The organism is Streptomyces niphimycinicus (assembly GCF_018883605.1).
Lineage (GTDB): Bacteria > Actinomycetota > Actinomycetes > Streptomycetales > Streptomycetaceae > Streptomyces > Streptomyces niphimycinicus.
In genome coordinates, this window is sequence record NZ_JAHLEM010000225.1 from 1 (window position 1) to 17620 (window position 17620).

The following is a 17620-nucleotide window of genomic DNA, read 5'->3' on the forward strand; positions in this document are numbered from 1 at the left end:
CGGCTCGCCGCCGACCTCGCCCTCGGCCGCCCCGCCCAGGCCCTCCCCGCGCTCACCGGGCTCTGCGACGGCCACCCCCTGGACGAGCCGCTGCACGCGCTGCGCATCCGGGCGCTGCGGGACGTGGGCCGGGTGGCGGAGGCGCTGGCCGCGTACGAGGTGATCCGTACGGAGATCGCCGAGCGGCTGGGCGCGGATCCGGGGCCGGAGCTGAGGGGGCTGTACGCCGAGCTGCTGGCGGCGGCCCACGAGGGCTCTCCCGTACCGCCCGGCCCGGTTCCGCCGCGCCCCGCCCCTGCCTCCGCCTCCGCCCCCGCCCCTGCCCGTGGCGGCGGTGGCAATCTGCGGGCCCGGCTGACCAGCTTCGTCGGCCGCGAGACCGATCTGGCGACCCTGCGCGGCGATCTGTCCGGCCACCGGCTGATCACCCTCCTCGGGCCCGGCGGCGCCGGGAAGACGCGGCTGTCCCAGGAGGCCGCCGAATCGTTCGCGCCCGACTGGCCGGACGGGGTGTGGCTGGCCGAGCTGGCGCCCGTCGACGACCCCGAGACCGTTCCGGAGACGGTGCTCAGCGCGGTCGGGGGGCGCGAGACGGTCCTGCTCGGCACCTCGCCCGAAGGGCTGCGCGTCGCGACCGACCCGGCCGTGCGCGATCCGCGCGCCCGGCTCATCGAGCACTGCGCCCCGCGCCGGATGCTGATCGTCCTCGACAACTGCGAACACCTCGTCGCGGCCGCGGCCCACCTCGCCGAGTCCCTGCTCGCCCAGTGCCCCGGGGTCACCATCCTGGCCACCAGCCGTGAACCCCTCGCCGTCCCGGGCGAGTTGGTGCGCCCCGTGGAGCCGCTGCCCGACCCCGTGGCGCTGCGGCTGCTCCAGGACCGGGGCGCGGCGGCCCGGCCCGGTTTCCGTACCGAGGACGATCCGGCCGCGTGCGCCGAGATCTGCCGGCGCCTCGACGGACTGCCGCTGGCGATCGAACTGGCCGCCGCACGGCTGCGGCTGCTCACCCCACGACAGCTCGCCGACCGCCTCGACGACCGCTTCCGCCTCCTGACCAGCGGCAGCCGTACGGCGCTGCCCCGCCAGCAGACCCTGCGAGCCGTCGTCGACTGGTCCTGGGACCTGCTCGACGCCCCCGAACGCACCGTGCTCGCCCGGCTGTCCGTCTTCGCCGGCGGCTGCGGTCTGACCGAGGCGGAGTCGGTGTGCGCGGACGCGGCCGAGGCGGTGCGCGCAGCTCCCGAAGAAGACAGAGAAGACACAGAACACGCTGAACACGGACACCGCGCCGGGGCCGTGGAGCCCCGCGATGTGGCCGCACTGCTCGGCTCCCTCGTCGATAAATCGCTGGTCGTCACCGCGCCCGGACCGGAGCCCGGAGCGGACGGCGAGATGCGGTACCGGCTGCTGGAGACCGTCGCCGAGTACGCGGCCGAGCGGCTGGACGAGTCCGGCGAGCGGGCCGCGGTCGAACAGCGCCATCTGGTCGCCTACCGGGAGCTGGCCCGCACCGCCGATCCGCTGCTGCGCGGTCCCGCACAGCGCCACTGGCTGGTCCGGCTGGAGACGGAGCACGAGAATCTGCGCACCGCGCTGCGCCGGGCCGTGGCCGCCCGCGACGAGCAGGAGGCGCTGTGCCTGGTGCTCTCGCTCGGCTGGTTCTGGCATCTGCGCGGCCACCGCGGCGAGGCACGCCAGTGGGCGACCATCGCGGCCGAGCTCGGGCCGAGCCCCTTCGCACCGCCCGTGGCCCCCGCCCCGCCGCTGCACGTAAGCTGCACGGCCGACCCGCCGCCGATGGCGCCCGAGCTGCTGGTGGAGGCGCGGCGGGGAGTGCGGCTGTACGCACTGGCCAACATCGACGGCGACCTCCAGGCCATGGCGGGCGACGACACCCAGCGCGAGTTGGAGGGCATCGTCTCCGCCTACCGGCCGGGGCTGCCCCAGACCTGCCGTCTCCCGGGCATCCTGTGGTTCTTCGCGGTGATCCTCAAGGGGGACTTCGTCCTGCTGCGGGAGATGGCCGACGAGGCGGTGCGCACCTGCCGGGAGCTGGGCTACGCATGGGAGCTGGCGTTCACCCTCCAACTGCGTCCCAAGTTCTACCGGGAGCGGAGCGGCGAGCACCAGGACGCGACCACCCGCGACGCCGACGAAAGCCTGGCGATCTTCCACAGGCTCGGTGACGTATGGGGCGAGGCGGAGGCGCTGGCCGGCCGCGGCGAGACCTGGGAGAGGCGCGGCGAGGGCGCGGCCGCGGCCGCGGACTACCGCGCGGCGATCCGCTGCGCCCAGGAGCTCGGGGCCCATGATCAGGTGACGTTCCTCCGGTCCCGGCTGGCCGGGCTGTTCGTGGAGTTCGGCGACGAGGAGAAGGCCGCCGAGGGCGAGCGGATGCTGCGCGAGGTGGTCGAGCTGGGGCAGCACGCGGGTGCCGAGGCGCTGTCGTACGCCCGGATCCATCTGGCGCAGCGCTACGGCACCACGGGCCGCCTCGCGGAGGCGCGGACCCTTCTGTCCACCTTGCACGGGGAGTTCGAGCACCGGGCGCTGCGCATGTTCGAGGGCATGGTGGAGGGGATGCTGGCCTGGCTGGACCTGCTGGAGGGACGGCCGGGCGACGCCCTGGCGACCGTGCGCGGTGCGCTGGCGAAGGCTAGCGGCCGGATGGCCGAGATGGTCGCGCCGTTCATCCCGGTGACCCATCTGCTGACCGCCGCCGAGGCGCTGAGCGGCCTCGGCGGGGCGGCGCGGGTCCGGGCGGCGCGGCTGCTGGGGGCGTACGACGCGCTGCGCAAGCCCCAGCAGTACCGGGTCTCCGCCAGTGAGCGGGCGGGTCGGGAGCGTACCGAGGCCGCGCTGCGGGCCGAGCTGGGGGACGCCGCGTACGAGCGGGTCCACGCCGAGGGCGGCGGCCTCACCCTGGACGAGGCCGTCGCGCTGGTCTGAGCGGGCCGGTGAGCAGGCCGGGGGAAGCACGGGGAGCGGGCCGGGGAAGCATGGGGAGCGACGACACGGCGACCGGCCGGGCGCCCCCCCGTAGGGCGCGCCCGGCCGGTGGATCGGGACCGTGGACCGTCAGGTGGTCCGTGGACCGTCAGGTGGTCTTGTTGCGGAACTTGCGCACCGCGAGCGGCGCCACGAGCACCGTGATGGCCACCGTCCAGCTCAAGGTCACCGTCACCGGTTCGGCCACCGCGCCATCGCCGCTGGTCAGCGCCCGTGCGGCGTCCGCGAGCCGGGACAGCGGGTTGTACTCGGTGAAGGACCGCAGCCAGTCCGGCATGGTGGCGGTCGGGGCGAAGATGGACGAGCCGAACTGAAGGGGCATCATCACCAGGAAGCCCATGCCGCTGACCGCCTGCGGGGTGGGCAGCGACATGCCCAGCAGCATGAATATCCAGGTCAGCGAGGATCCGAAGAGCACGGCCAGGGCCACCGCGGCCAACAGCTCCAGCGGCCCGGTCTTGAGCTCGAAGCCCATGATGAAGCCCATGATCAGCAGGACGAGGGTGGACACCAGCATCCGGCCGCACTCCACGACCAGCTTGGCGATCAGCACCGAGGAGCGGGCGATCGGCAGGGTGCGGAAGCGGTCCATGACGCCCTTGTTGAAGTCGTCATTGACGCCGCTGCCGATCGACATCGCGATGTTGAGCCCGCCCATCGCCATCAGACCGGGAATGAAGTAGTTCACGTACTCGGAGCGGTTGCCGCCCGTCATCGCGCCGCCGAAGACATAGGTGAACAGCAGCGCGAAGACGATCGGCATCGCCAGGGCGTCGAACATCGCGAACGGTTGGTACCTGATCTGTAGGGCGTTGCGCCGCACCAGCGCGCCGATGTGGCGCAGATTGGCGCGGGGGCCGATCCGGCCGTCGCTCTTTCCCGGTACGGGCGCGGTCATCGTGGCCGTACTCACGCGGCGACCTCTTCCAGCGTCTTGTCGTCCTGTGGTGCGGACGCCTTCCGGCCGGTGATGGCCAGGAAGACCTCGTCCAGGCTGGGCATATGGGTGTCGATCCCGGCGATCGCGAAACCGCGCTCACCGAGCAGACCGATCAGGGCGGTGAGCTGCTCGTCGCTGGCGATGGGCACCGCGACCTGGCCCTCTTCCACATCGGCGGTCGCGCCGCCGATGCCGTCCAGACCCGCCTGGGTGATGGCGCCGACCATGCGGTGCACCTCGCCGGGGTCGGACGGGCGGATCTTCAGGGTGCGGCCGCCGACCTTGGCCTTGAGCTCGTGCACCCGGCCCTCGGCGATGACCCTGCCCCGGTCGACCACCGTCAGGTTGTCGGCGAGCTGCTCGGCCTCCTCCATGTACTGAGTGGTCAGCAGCACGGTGGCCCCGTCGGCGACCATCCGCCGGACCTCGTCCCACACCTCGTTACGGGAGTGCGGGTCCAGACCGGTCGTCGGCTCGTCCAGATAGAGCACCGAGGGCCGGCCGATCATGGACGCGGCCAGGTCGAGCCGGCGGCGCATACCGCCGGAGTAGGAGTACACGCGCCGCTTGCCGGCCTCGGTGAGCGAGAACCGCTCGAGCAGGGCATCCGCCCGCGCCCGGGCCTCCTTGCGGGAGAGATCGAGCAGCCGCCCGATCATGTAGAGGTTCTCCCAGCCGGGGAGCTTCTCGTCGACCGAGGCGTACTGCCCGGTCAGCCCGATGGTGCGGCGCAACTGCCGGGGCTGGCGCACCACGTCGTACCCGGCCACCACCGCGGTGCCGGCGTCCGGCACCAGCAGGGTGGACAGACAGCGGACAAGTGTCGTCTTACCGGCGCCGTTGGGGCCCAGCACACCCAGGACGGTGCCCTCCGGCACGTCCAGATCCACTCCGTCGACGGCCTTGGTGTCACCGAAGTGCTTGACCAGCCCCCGTACTTCGACGGCGTTGCCATCCCTGATCCTCTGTTCCCGCGTCATGCGCCCAGGATGGCAGCCGTCACCGACAGACCGCCGACAAGCGGCAGACAGCCCGCCGACGGGGGAAGATCGGCGGGCTGTCGTTGTACCGCAGTGGCTCGTGGTACCTAAGCGCTCCGCTGGAAGTGCCGTGATGCGTTGTCGGCCGTCTGCTGCGCCGTCGTGGCTGGTCGCGCCCACGCGGCGGAGCCGCACATCGACACAGCCCCGCGCCCCTTCGGGGCGCCATCGAACCGTAGCGGACTTCTTCCGACCTGCTCAGTGGAAGGAGTGCTCCTCGGCCGGGTAGGTTCCGCCGACGACATCCTCCGCGAAGGCCCGCGCCGCATCGCCCAGCCCCTGGCGCAACTGTGCGTACTGCTTGACGAAGCGCGGCACCCGGCCGTCCGTCATGCCCGCCATGTCCGTCCACACCAGGACCTGGGCGTCGCACTCGGACCCGGCGCCGATGCCGACGGTGGGGATGTGCAGCGAGCGGGTCACCTCGGCGGCCAGCTCGGCCGGGACCAGCTCCAGGACGACCGCGAAGGCGCCCGCGTCCTGCACCGCCTTGGCGTCCCGCAGCAACTGCTGGGCCGCCTCCTCGCCGCGCCCCTGGACCGGGTAGCCGCCGTAGGCGTTGACGGACTGCGGGGTCAGCCCCACATGCGCCATGACCGGGATGCCGGACTGGACCAGCAGCTCGATCTGCTGGGCCGAGCGCTCCCCGCCCTCCAGCTTCACGGCGCCCACGCCCGCCTCCTTGACCAGGCGGGTGGCGTTGCGCAGCGCCTGCACCGGGCCCTCCTGGTACGAGCCGAAGGGCAGATCGCCGACGACGAGGGCGCGCCGGGTGCCGCGCACCACGGCGGCGGAGAGCAGCGCGATCTCGTCCATGGTGACGGGGACGGTGGACTCATAGCCCAGGTGGCAGTTGCCCATCGAGTCGCCGACCAGCAGCACCGGGATGCCCGCCTGGTCGAAGACGGACGCGGTCATCGCGTCGTAGGCGGTGAGCATCGGCCACTTCTCGGCGCGCTCCTTGGCGGCCGCGATGTCACGGACGGTGATGCGGCGGGAGCTGGTGCCCCCGTAGAGGGCCTTCTCGGACTGCTTCTGCGCAGGGCTGACGTGCGTCATCGCTACGGCTCCTGTTCATCATCTCGAGGCGCCCTGACGGCGTCCCCGGACCAACCCCATGCTGGCACGGCTCCTGCCGGGGCGAAAGTGGGCCCGGATCCCCCGGGCGGTGGCCTTGACCACCTTCTCAAGGGGCCCGCTCCGGGCCGTCGGCCAAAAGCCTCGCAAAGATCTTCCAATACGATACGGTCTCGTATCGTAAGTCGTCTAACCTGGGCGGCATGGCCTCCCCATCCAGCACCCAGGGCGCCCCGGACGGGTCCGGCGTCCCCGAGGCGATCTACCGCAGACGCTGGGCGATCCTCGTCGTCCTGATGTTCAGCGTCCTGGTCGTCGTCCTCGACAACTCGATACTCAACGTGGCGATGAAGACGATCGCCTCGCCGAAGCCCACCGGGCTCGGGGCCACCCAGAGCCAGCTCGAGTGGGCGATCAACTCCTACACGCTGGTCTTCGCCGGGCTGCTGTTCACCGCGGGGATCCTCGGCGACCGGATCGGCCGTAAGAAGGTCCTGCTCGGCGGGATGGTGGTGTTCGGCGCGGGCTCGGTGCTCGCCGCCTTCTCCGGTTCGCCCGGTGAACTCATCGGCTTCCGGGCGCTCATGGGGCTCGGCGCCGCCTTTGTGATGCCCGCGACCCTCGCCATCCTGGTCAATGTCTTCGAACGCGAGGAGCAGGCCAAGGCGATCGGCATCTGGGTCGCCGCGGTGGGGCTGGCCATCGCCATCGGGCCGATCACCGGCGGACTGCTGCTGGAGCACTTCTGGTGGGGCTCGGTCTTCTTCGTCAATGTGCCGATCGTGATCGTCGGACTGATCGCGATGGTGGTGCTCGTCCCCGACTCCAGGGACCCGGCGCCCGGCCGGGTCGACCCACTGGGCGTGCTGCTGTCCGTCGTCGGGCTCGTGCTGCTGGTCTACGGCATCATCAAGGGCGGCCAGCTCGCCGACTTCACCGACGCCCAGGTGCTGGGCTCCGTCGGCGCCGGGCTCGCCGTCCTGGTGCTGTTCGTACTGCACGAGAAGCGCAGCCACCATCCGGCCATCGACATCGGCTACTTCCGCAACCCGGCCTTCTCCGCCGCCATCGCCGCCGTCGCCCTGGTCTTCTTCGCCCTCATGGGCGTGACCTTCTTCATGGTCTTCTACACCCAGAGCGTGCGCGGCTACAGCGCGCTGGAATCCGGGCTGCTGATCCTGCCGCTGGCCGTCGCACAGTTGATCTTCGCCCCGCGTGCCCGGCTGGTCGTCGAGCGGTTCGGCGCCCGTGCGGTGTGCACCGGCGGCATGCTGCTGGTGGCCGCCACCATGTCGGGGTTCCTGCTGCTGGGCGTGGACACCCCGATCGTCGTGCTGGAGCTGCTGTTCTTCGCCCAGGGGGCCGGAATGGCGCATATCATGCCGCCGGTGACCACCGCGATCATGCAGGCGCTGCCGCGCCAGAAGGCCGGCTCCGGCTCGGCGCTCAACAACACCTTCCGGCAGGTCGGCGGCGCGCTCGGGGTCGCCGTGCTCGGCTCGGTGCTCTCCTCCACCTACCGCGAGGGCATCCGGGACACCCTGGCCGCCGTGCCCGGACTGCCCGACTCCGTACAGCACTCGGCGGGCGAGTCCGTCGAGGCCACCCTGGCCGTCGCCGAGAAGCTGGGGCCCAGGGGCCAGGAGCTGGTGGGCCCCGCGCAGGACGCCTTCGTCCACGCCATGCATGTCACCGCGCTCGGCTCGGCGGGCGTCGCCCTCTTCGGCGCGCTGGTCGTACTGGCCTTCCTGCCAGGCAAGGGCGCCTCCGGCCAGGCCCCCGGCGGCGGGCGCCCGCATCCGCGGAAGGAGGCGTCGGCCGACCGATGACCGCACCGGAGAGCTCCGCGCCCAAACTCCGCGGCCGGCCCCGCAGCCCCGCCACCGACGCCGCGATCATCGAGGCCGCGCTGCGGCTGCTGGAGGAGGGCGCCTCGGTCGGCGGGCTGTCGATCGAGGGGATCGCCCGCGAGGCGGGCGTCGGTAAGGCCACCGTGTACCGCCGCTGGCCCGGTAAGGACGCCCTGATGCTCGATGTGCTGCGCTCCCTGGAGGAGCCGAGCCCCGAGCCGGCCGGGGTCTCGGTGCGCGACGACCTCGTCACCGTCCTGGAGTTCATGCGCCGCCGCGGGCTCGCCAAGCGCCACTCCGCCCTGCTGCGCAGCGTCATCACCCAGATGCACGCGCACAAGGAGCTGTGGCGGGCCTACGACGAGAACGTCATCGCGGCCCGCCGTGCGACCCTGCGCGCCGTGCTGCGGCGGGGGCGGGAGAGCGGTGAGATCCGCGCCGATGTGGATCTGGAACTGCTCGCCGACCTCTTCACCGGCCCGATGCTGGCCCGCGCCATGCTCCACGAGTGGAAGGAACTCCCCGACGGGCTGGCCGAGCGGATCGTCGACACGGTCCTGGAAGGGGTCTCCCCACGCCGCTGAGCGGTTTGTGCCTGTTGTGTCACAACACCCCCTCCCGGGCCGGGATGCGGAACTCGCGGCCGCCGACCCTACGTCCTCGGATGGGAGACGCCCCCCGGGGGGCGTCCGGAAAAGCCCTGGTCATCACCTAGGGTCGTAGCCAAGGCGCGGCAGTTGAGGCAGTGAGGGACGACGAATGACGCAGGCGTACACACAGGAGACACGACAGCCCGGGGACACGCCCGGGCGATCGGGCTCCCGGATCGGCCGCCTGCTCCACCGGCTCCGGGACGATCGCGGCATCTGGCGGCGCGGACTGGTGCTGGCGGCGATCGCGATCCTGCTCGCGCTGGTCATGATCTTCCACGCCGAGATCCCCAACCGGGTCGGCAACCTCGGCTCCCTGCTGGAGACCTTCCTGCCGTGGCTGGGCCTGGTCCTTCCGGTGCTGCTGGTGCTCGGCCTGGTGCGGCGGTCGGCGAGCGCCGTGCTCGCGCTGGTGCTGCCCGTCGGCGTCTGGCTGAACCTCTTCGGCGGGGCGATGTTCTCCGACAAGTCCGGCAGCGGCGGCGAGCTGACCGTCGTCACCCACAACGTCAACGCGGAGAACGCCGACTCGACGGGCACCGCCGAGGACGTGGCCCGATCGGGCGCCGATGTGGTGGCGCTGGAGGAGCTGACGGGCGATGCCGTGCCCACGTACGAGCGGGCCCTGGCAGGCACTTACCGGTACCACACCGTGCAGGGCACGGTGGGGCTGTGGAGCAAGTACCCGCTGTCCGGCACCAAGCCGGTGGACCTCAAGCTCGGCTGGACCCGGGCGCTGCGCACCACCGTCGCCACACCGCGCGGCGAGGTCGGTGTCTATGTGGCCCATCTGCCCTCGGTGCGGGTGAAGTTCAACGCGGGCTTCACCGCCGGGCAGCGCGACGCCAGCGCCGAGGTACTGGGCCAGGCCATCTCCCGGGAGCCGCTCCGCAAGGTGATCCTGCTCGGCGATCTGAACGGCACCATGAACGACCGGGCGCTCGCCCCCGTCACCGCGCAGATGCGGTCCGCCCAGGGCGCGGCGGGCGACGGCTTCGGCTTTAGCTGGCCCGCCTCGTTCCCGATGGCGCGGATCGACCAGATCATGGTGCGGGGGATGGATCCGGTCGCGGCGTGGGCGCTGCCCAAGACCGGAAGCGATCACCTTCCGCTGGCGGCGTCGTTCGACTACTGAGCTCGCGGATGAATCCGGGCGAATGAATGGGGGCGGGTGAACGCGGGGGGATGAACGCGGGGGGATGAACCCTGGCGGGTGAACGCGGGCGGATGAACACGCGGGGATGAACACGGGGCGATGAACCCTGCCTGGTGAACCTTGGCGGGTGACCCGGCTCACGGTCCGTCCGGCGAGATCTTACGTCCTGTTCATCTTGGGGATCTCCTCGGGAACATCCAGCGTGAGAGACTTTGTTCAGCTAGAGAACATACGCATCCTGTGCACGTTTCTCCTTCGTTTGAAAGGTCTCTCATGCCCCTGGCCCTGCTCGCCCTTGCTGTGAGCGCCTTCGGCATTGGTACTACCGAGTTCGTGATGATGGGCCTGCTGCCCAATGTCGCGAACGATCTCCACACCTCGGTGCCCACGGCCGGATACCTCGTCTCCGCCTACGCCATCGGCGTCGTGGTGGGCGCTCCGCTGCTGACCGCCCTCGGTTCCCGGATCCCGCGCAAGCGGATGCTCGTGTTGCTCATGGCGCTCTTCACGGTGGGCAACCTCGCCTCCGCCCTCGCCCCCAACTTCGGGCTGCTGATCGCGGGCCGGGTGCTCGCCGGGCTGCCCCACGGCGCGTTCTTCGGCGTCGGCGCGGTGGTCGCCTCGCGGCTGGTGTCCGAGGACCGGCGGGCCCGCGCGGTCGCCACCATGTTTCTCGGGCTGACCATAGCCAATATCGTCGGCGTCCCCGTGGCCACCCTGCTCGGCCAGAACCTCGGCTGGCGCGCCACCTTCCTGGTGGTCTCCGCGATCGGCGTGGTCGCGATGGGCGCGCTCGCCCGGCTCGTCCCGCAGGTCTCCCTCGAACAGCACGGCGGACTGCGCCAGGAGCTCGGCGCGCTGCGCGACCGGCAGGTCATCCTGGGACTGCTCACCGCCGTCTTCGGCTTCGCCGGTGTCTTCGCCGTCTACAGCTACCTCGCCTCGATGATGACCGAGGTCACCGGCTTCGGTGAGTCGACGGTCACCCTGGTGCTGGCGCTGTTCGGCATCGGCATGACGCTGGGCGCCCTGATCGCCGGTCCGCTGACCGACCGGGCACTGCGGCCGACGCTCTACGGCTCGCTGGCGGCGCTGGCGGTCACGCTCGTGGCCTTCGACTTCACGGTGCATGTGAAGTGGGCGGCGCTGCTGTCGGTCGTGGTGCTCGGCGCGGTCGGCTTCATGACCACCACCCCGTTGCAGATGCTGGTGATGAACAAGGCCCAGCACGCCCCGACGCTGGCCTCCGCCTCCAACCACTCCGCGTTCAACCTGGCCAACGCGGGTGGCGCGTGGCTGGGCGGCGTCGCCATCGCGGCGGGCTGGGGCTGGACGTCCCCGACGCTGGTCGGTGCGGTGCTCGCGGTGATCGGTCTGGCGATCGCGCTGATCGCGGGGCGGAGTGACCGGGTTCCGGGGGGCGGGTCGCGGGTCGTTGCGAGCAGCGAGTCGATGCCGCACTTGTCCGAGGTGGGCTGAGCTACGAGGGTCCGGCGGGTCTGTCCCCAACCCGCCCCTTCCCGAAACCGGGACCCGACCCCGGCCCCCGCCGGGGCTCCGCCCCAGACCCGGAACCGGGGCTCCGCCCCAGACCCGGAACCGGGGCTCCGCCCCTGGACCCCGCTCCTCAAACGCCGGAGGGGCTGGCTCGGCCTCCGCGGCCCCTGCGGGCCACCTGCCGTTCGTGGAGGCGCCCGCCGAGTGGCTGGGCCTGATCAGGACGTTCCTGGACGCCCAGTACGCACGGTAGAACCACGCGTAGCCCACAGGCTCACGTGCGCTCGCGCCAGCGGTTGGTGATGGGCAGCCGCCGGTCCTTGCCGAAGCCCTTCGCGGAGATCTTCGTGCCCGGCGGGTACTGCCGGCGCTTGTACTCGGCGGTGTCCACCAGCCGCAGGATCCGGGTCACCAGCGGATCGTCGTATCCCGCCGCCACGATGTCCTGACGCCCCTGGTCACGGTCGACATACAGCTCCAGGATCCGGTCGAGGATCTCGTAGTCGGGGAGCGAGTCGGTGTCGACCTGGCCGGGGCGCAGCTCGGCGCTCGGCGGCTTGGTGATCGAGTTCTCGGGGATGGGCGGGGTCTGGCCCCGCTCTTCCGCCGCCCGGTTACGCCATTTCGCCAGGCGGAAGATGGAGGTCTTGTAGACGTCCTTGATCGGGCCGTACGCGCCGACCGAGTCCCCGTAGAGCGTGGAGTAGCCGCAGGCCAGCTCGGACTTGTTGCCCGGGGCGAGGACGATATGGCCCTCCTGGTTGGAGATCGCCATCAGCATCGTGCCGCGCAGCCGCGACTGGAGGTTCTCCTCGGCCAGCCCGGTGAGCTGGAGGGACTCCATATAGGCGTCGAACATCGGGGCGATGGAGACCGTGCGGAAGTTGAGCCCGGTGCGCCGAGCCAGCTCGGTGGCGTCGGCGACGGAGTGCTCGGAGGAGTAGCGCGAGGGCATCGCGACGCCGTACACGTTCTGCGCGCCGACCGCGTCACAGGCGAGGGCGGCCACCAGCGCGGAGTCGATCCCGCCGGAGAGCCCGATCAGCACACTGCGGAAGCCGTTCTTCGCCGCATAGGCCCGCAGCCCCACGACCAGCGCCGTGTAGACCTCCTCGTCGTCGCCGAGCCGCTCGGCCTCGCCGCCCGCGAGCTCCGGCTCGTAACCAGGCAGCGGGTCGGCGGAGAGGGTGACATGGTCGATGCGCAGCCCGTCGTCCACCACCCCCTCCGGGACGGAGTCCGGGTCGGCGGCGGGCAGCTCGAGGTCGAGCAGTACACAGCCCTCGGCGAACTGCGGGGCGCGCGCGATGACTTCGCCGTCCCGGTCCACGACGATCGAGTCGCCGTCGAAGACCAGCTCGTCCTGGCCGCCGATCATCGCCAGATACGCGGTGGTGCAGCCCGCCTCCTGGGCCCGCTTGCGCACCAGGTCCAGCCGGGTGTCGTCCTTCTCCCGCTCGTACGGCGAGGCGTTGATCGACAGCAGCAGCCCGGCCCCGGCCGAACAGCTCGCCGGCACCCGGCCGCCGTCCTGCCACAGGTCCTCGCAGATGGCGAGCGCGACGTCGATGCCGTGGACGCGCACCATGGGCAGGGTGTCGCCGGGCACGAAGTAGCGGAACTCGTCGAAGACGCCGTAGTTCGGCAGATGGTGCTTGGCGAAGGTCAGCGCGACCGTGCCCCGGTGCAGCACCGCGCCCGCGTTCTGCGGGGAGCCGGCCGGCTGGCCGTAGCGCCGGGCGCGCTCGCTGCGGTCGAGATAGCCGACGACCACCGGCAGCTCGCCCAGCCCCTCGGCGTTCAGCCGCTCGGCGAGCGAGTGCAGGGCCGCGCGCGACGCCTCGACGAAGGACGAGCGCAGCGCCAGGTCCTCGACGGGGTAGCCGGTCAGCACCATCTCGGGGAACGCCACCAGATGGGCGCCCTGCTCGGCGGAGTGCCGGGTCCAGTGGAGTATCGACTCGGTGTTGCCGTCGAGGTCTCCGACGGTCGAGTCGATCTGGTTCAGAGCGAGGCGAAGTTGAGGCACGCGCCCAGTGTAATCGTCTGTCTGACGCGATAGCCGGGGGTGTCTGCCTTCTCACGCCCTCTCACGCGTTCCCGCGCCGGACGCGGCCCCTCACGCCGGACGGCGGCCCTCTCACGCCGGACGGCGGCGCCGGGCGGAACCCGCCCGGCCCCTTCGCCTCCGGGGGCCGGGCCTTCCCGGGCGCCGCGGCTACTTCTGGTAGCGGCTACTTCTGATAGCCGAGGATGGTCATCATCCCGGACTCCGAGTGGTAGACGTTGTGGCAGTGGACCATCCACAGCCCCGGATTGTCGGCGTCGAGGTCCACGTTCACCTTGTGGTGCGGCCGCAGGATCGTGGTGTCCTTACGGGGGCCGCCGTCCGGCAGTCCGAAGGTGTGGCCGTGCAGATGCATCGGATGCCACATGTCGGTGCCGTTGATGAAGGTGATCCGCACCCGCTCACCGGCCCGCACCGGATAGCGCTGGGTGGGGTCGTACGGCCGGCCGTTGATGGCCCAGTCCCAGCGCCGCATCGAGCCCGTGAGCCGCATCCGGATGATCCGGTCGGGCTCCTTGGGCGTCAGGCGTACGTCCTCCGCCGCCTTCAGCCGGTCCGCGGTGAGCAGTTCGCCGTCCAGCTCCTTGGGGCGCGGGAACTTCACGGGCCTCTTGCCGCGGGTGCGCAGCACCGCCATCGCGGAGCGCCCCTTGCCCTCGGCGAGCACGGCGAGCGGGAAGACCCCGTCCTTGACGGTGACCAGCACGTCGTAGCGCTCGCCCATACCCAGCAGCAGCGCGTCGGTCTTGGCCGGTACGACCGGGTAGCCGTCGGTGTGGGTGACGGTCATCCGGTGGCCGCCGAGGGCGACGCGGAAGGCGGTGTCGCCGCCCGCGTTGATGAGGCGGATGCGGATCCGGTCGCCGCGCTTGGCGCGGAAGACCTGCGGGGACTCCGGGCTGCGCCCGTTGACCAGGTAGTAGGGGTAGGTGACATCGCCCGCGTGGCCGCCCAGCAGCTCGCTCTCCATGGGCGCGGCGGGCGCGGCCTTCTTCGGCGCCGCGGGCCGGGCCGCGGCGCGCTTCGCGGCGCCCTTGGCGGCCCGTTTGCCCGCGTCCCCCATGGAACCGTCCCCCATGGAACCGTCCCCCATGGAGTGGCCGCCCTTGCCGCCGCCCAGCCGTTCGAGCTCCATGTCCGGGGTGCGGCCGCCCACCCCGTCGAGCCAGTCGTCGAGGACGACGACCCACTCCTTGTCGTACTTCAGCGGCTCCTTCGGATCCTCCACGATCAGCGGTGCGTACAGCCCCCGGTCCAGTTGGACGCCCGAGTGCGGATGGACCCAGTAGGTGCCCGGGTAGTACGCGGTGAAGCGGTAGTCGAAGGCGGCGCCGGTCCTGACCGGACGCTGGGTCACCCCCGGGACGCCGTCCATGTCGTTGCGCAGCCGGATGCCGTGCCAGTGCAGCGTGGTGGGCTGCGGCAGGTTGTTGGCGAGGGTGAGGGCGATCGTGTCGCCCGCGGTCACCCGGATCTCCTGGCCCGGCACCTGGTCCTCGTACGCCCAGGACGCCACCTTGCGGGCGCCGATGTCCAGGGTGGTGGCGGTGGCGGTGAGCCGGAACGTCCGCACCGGGCCGGGGCCCCGTCGCCGCTCGGTCGCGGCGACCTCCGGGCCGTGCGGGGAGACGTACTCCGCCGGGCCGTCCTCCGCGGGCGCGCCGGCCCGGGCGGGGGCGCCCATCGTGTTGCTTTCCATACCGCTGTGGCCCGTGGCCCGGGGGTGGGGGCCGGGGGAGCCACAGGCCGCGAGCAGACCGCTGCCCGCGGCGGCGATGCCCGTGCCGAGCACGGCACGGCGAGTCTTTTCGTGCATGAGTCGGTACCCCAATGCTGATGTGTGCCGGATGCGTGAGGGGCGGCGCGTCCGCCGCCCCGCCGGAAGGGCGGGCGGCCGACGCGCCGCTCTATGCGACGCGGCATCAGCGGTCGGCTGTGGGGTGAGGGGCTCTGGTGCACCGCCGCCTCCATCTGACCGTTCAGATCATCTGACCGTTTGATCATCGTGATAATCGGCACCCTACCCCCAAGGGGTATGGAGCTCCCGCAGGCGCCACGGTGCGCGCGGAACGCCCGGAGCCGGGACCGGCCGGGTGAAAGTACGATGCACACATCGAGGTGAGCTGAGGGGAGAGCCGGAGAGCCCGGACGAAACCTCCGTGAAATCCCACCGCGTGATACTGGGCTGCGGAAGGTGCCCCGCGCCCGCGAAAAGAGCCGTTTGACCTGCAAGGATAGGGGACCATGGATAAGCAGCAGGAGTTCGTGCTCCGCACGCTCGAAGAGCGCGACATCCGGTTCGTGCGGCTCTGGTTCACCGATGTGCTCGGCTTCCTGAAGTCCGTGGCCGTCGCGCCGGCCGAACTCGAGGGCGCCTTCGACGAAGGCATCGGCTTCGACGGCTCCGCGATCGAGGGCTTCGCCCGGGTCTACGAATCCGACATGATCGCCAAGCCGGACCCCGGGACGTTCCAGATCCTGCCCTGGCGCGCCGAGGCCCCCGGGACCGCCCGGATGTTCTGCGACATCCTGATGCCGGACGGCTCACCGTCCTTCGCGGACCCCCGCTTCGTCCTCAAGCGCATCCTCGCCAAGACCTCCGACCTCGGCTTCACCTTCTACACCCACCCCGAGATCGAGTTCTTCCTGCTCAACCAGAAGCCGGTGGACGGCAGCCGCCCGGTGCCCGCCGACTCCTCCGGCTACTTCGACCACACCCCGCAGAACATCGGCATGGACTTCCGCCGTCAGGCGATCACCATGCTCGAATCGATGGGCATCTCGGTCGAGTTCTCCCACCACGAGGGCGCCCCCGGCCAGCAGGAGATCGATCTGCGCTACGCCGACGCGCTCTCCACCGCCGACAACATCATGACCTTCCGCCTGGTCATGAAGCAGGTCGCGCTGGAGCAGGGCGTACAGGCCACGTTCATGCCCAAGCCGTTCTCCGAATTCCCCGGCTCGGGCATGCACACCCACCTCTCCCTCTTCGAGGGCGACCGCAACGCCTTCTACGAGTCCGGCTCCGAGTTCCAGCTCTCCAAGGTGGGCCGCTCCTTCATCGCGGGGCTGCTCCGCCACGCCGGGGAGATCTCCGCCGTGACCAACCAGTGGGTCAACTCCTACAAGCGCATCTGGGGCGGGTCCAAGCGCACCGCCGGCGCGGGCGGCGAGGCCCCCTCCTATATCTGCTGGGGCCACAACAACCGCTCCGCCCTCGTCCGCGTCCCCCTCTACAAGCCCGGCAAGACCGGCTCCACCCGCATCGAGGTCCGCTCCCTGGACACCGGCGCCAACCCCTACCTGGCCTACGCGGTACTCCTCGCGGCCGGGCTCAAGGGCATCGAGGGCGGCTATGAACTCCCGGCCGGCGCCGACGACGACGTCTGGGCCCTCTCCGACGCCGAGCGCCGCTCCCTGGGCATCGAACCGCTGCCGCAGAACCTGGGCGAGGCCATCGACCTGATGGAGCGCAGCGAACTGGTCGCGGAGACGCTCGGGGAGCATGTCTTCGACTTCTTCCTCCGCAACAAGAAGCAGGAGTGGGAGGAGTACCGCTCCGAGGTGACCCCGTTCGAACTGCGGAAGATGCTGCCGGTTCTCTGATCTCCGAGCGTTCCATAACCGTCGCTTCTGGCTGCGAGAACCATGGGCTCTTGGACTTATGGCAGCACTGCCGAAATCCTTGAGCTCATGGATCTCGTGGACATCAGAAGAGCGATCGCGGCCGAACGCCGGGAGCTGGCGGACCTGTTGGACACTCTGACGGCCGAGCAGTGGGACGCGCCCAGCCTGTGTGCGGGGTGGCGGGTGCGGGAGGTCGCGGCGCATATGTCCATGGGGTTCCGGTATCCGCTCCCCGCGGTGCTGTGGGAGCTGGCCAAGGCGCGCGGCGGCCTTCACCGGATGACCGACCGGCTCGCCCGTAAGGACGCGGCCACCGCCTCGACCGGCGAACTGGCCGCGTTCCTCAGGGACCACGCCGACCACCCTTGGAAGCCGCCGGTCGGCGGGATCGAGACGGCGCTGGGCCACGATGTGATCCACGGCCTGGACATCACCGTCGCCCTCGGGATCGACCGCCGGGTCCCCGAGGAGCGGCTCCGCGTCCTGCTGGGGACGGTCAACCCCAAGAGCCTGAAGTTCTTCGGGGCCGACCTCGACGGGGTCCGGCTCCGTGCCGACGACCTCGACTGGTCCTACGGCACCGGCGCCGAGCTGACCGGAGCCGCCCAGGACCTCCTCCTGGTCGCCTACGGCCGCCGGATCCCGCCCGGCCGTCTCCACGGCGCGCCGCGGGCCCGTTTCGTCGTCGCCTGACCCCGCCCGG

The 17620-nt window shown here is 71.2% G+C and carries 12 protein-coding genes; 7 read left to right on the top strand and 5 right to left on the bottom strand.

Annotated elements, in window-relative coordinates; genetic code table 11:
• Positions 1 to 2952: ATP-binding protein (locus KN815_RS20670; protein WP_216343430.1), on the top strand; the 2952-nt coding region annotated here is incomplete at its 5' end.
• A gap of 148 nt (positions 2953 to 3100) precedes the next feature.
• Here KN815_RS20670 and KN815_RS20675 read toward each other — a convergent pair.
• From KN815_RS20675 to panB, 3 genes are all read right to left on the bottom strand, one after another.
• Entirely contained in the window at positions 3101 to 3925 is an 825-nt protein-coding gene (locus KN815_RS20675) for an ABC transporter permease (RefSeq protein WP_253209126.1), read from the bottom strand.
• Positions 3922 to 4932 (bottom strand): ATP-binding cassette domain-containing protein, encoded by a 1011-nt coding sequence (locus KN815_RS20680; RefSeq protein ID WP_216343431.1) that lies wholly within the window; start codon positions 4930 to 4932, stop codon positions 3922 to 3924. The genes KN815_RS20675 and KN815_RS20680 overlap by 4 nt, the downstream gene beginning before the upstream one ends.
• A 258-nt stretch (positions 4933 to 5190) precedes the next feature.
• Positions 5191 to 6051 carry a 3-methyl-2-oxobutanoate hydroxymethyltransferase gene (gene panB, locus KN815_RS20685; protein WP_216343432.1) on the bottom strand — a complete coding sequence of 287 codons (861 nt, stop codon included), beginning with the start codon at positions 6049 to 6051 and terminating at the stop codon, positions 5191 to 5193.
• 221 nt (positions 6052 to 6272) lie between these two features.
• Between panB and KN815_RS20690 the strand changes: the two genes are divergently transcribed.
• The 4 genes from KN815_RS20690 to KN815_RS20705 all read left to right on the top strand — a co-directional run bounded on the left by KN815_RS20690 (position 6273) and on the right by KN815_RS20705 (position 11204).
• Positions 6273 to 7898 carry an MFS transporter gene (locus tag KN815_RS20690; RefSeq protein ID WP_216343433.1) on the top strand — a complete coding sequence of 542 codons (1626 nt, stop codon included), beginning with the start codon at positions 6273 to 6275 and terminating at the stop codon, positions 7896 to 7898.
• Positions 7895 to 8503: a TetR/AcrR family transcriptional regulator gene (locus tag KN815_RS20695; RefSeq protein ID WP_216343434.1), complete on the top strand. Its 609-nt coding sequence runs from the start codon at positions 7895 to 7897 to the stop codon at positions 8501 to 8503. The genes KN815_RS20690 and KN815_RS20695 overlap by 4 nt, the downstream gene beginning before the upstream one ends.
• 175 nt (positions 8504 to 8678) lie before the next feature.
• Positions 8679 to 9704, top strand: a complete 1026-nt coding sequence (locus KN815_RS20700) for an endonuclease/exonuclease/phosphatase family protein (RefSeq protein ID WP_216343435.1) — start codon at positions 8679 to 8681, stop codon at positions 9702 to 9704.
• Between the two features lie 294 nt (positions 9705 to 9998).
• Positions 9999 to 11204, top strand: coding sequence for an MFS transporter (locus KN815_RS20705; protein ID WP_216343436.1), 1206 nt, complete (start codon positions 9999 to 10001; stop codon positions 11202 to 11204).
• A 292-nt stretch (positions 11205 to 11496) separates the two neighbouring features.
• On the opposite strand, the gene KN815_RS20710 is transcribed toward KN815_RS20705, so the two are convergent.
• Complete coding sequence (locus KN815_RS20710) at positions 11497 to 13251, bottom strand: NAD+ synthase (protein WP_216343437.1); 1755 nt, start codon at positions 13249 to 13251, stop codon at positions 11497 to 11499.
• Between the two features lie 205 nt (positions 13252 to 13456).
• Positions 13457 to 15106, bottom strand: coding sequence for a multicopper oxidase family protein (locus KN815_RS20715; RefSeq protein WP_216343438.1), 1650 nt, complete (start codon positions 15104 to 15106; stop codon positions 13457 to 13459).
• A 428-nt stretch (positions 15107 to 15534) separates the two neighbouring features.
• Here KN815_RS20715 and glnA2 point away from each other — a divergent pair, with 428 nt between their 5' ends.
• Together glnA2 and KN815_RS20725 are read left to right on the top strand one after the other, a co-directional pair.
• On the top strand, positions 15535 to 16896 hold the full coding sequence (gene glnA2 / locus KN815_RS20720) for a gamma-glutamylpolyamine synthetase GlnA2 (RefSeq protein ID WP_216343439.1): 1362 nt from the start codon (positions 15535 to 15537) through the stop codon (positions 16894 to 16896).
• A gap of 87 nt (positions 16897 to 16983) precedes the next feature.
• Positions 16984 to 17610, top strand: a complete 627-nt coding sequence (locus KN815_RS20725; RefSeq protein WP_216343440.1) for a maleylpyruvate isomerase family mycothiol-dependent enzyme — start codon at positions 16984 to 16986, stop codon at positions 17608 to 17610.
• Positions 17611 to 17620 lie beyond the last annotated feature (10 nt).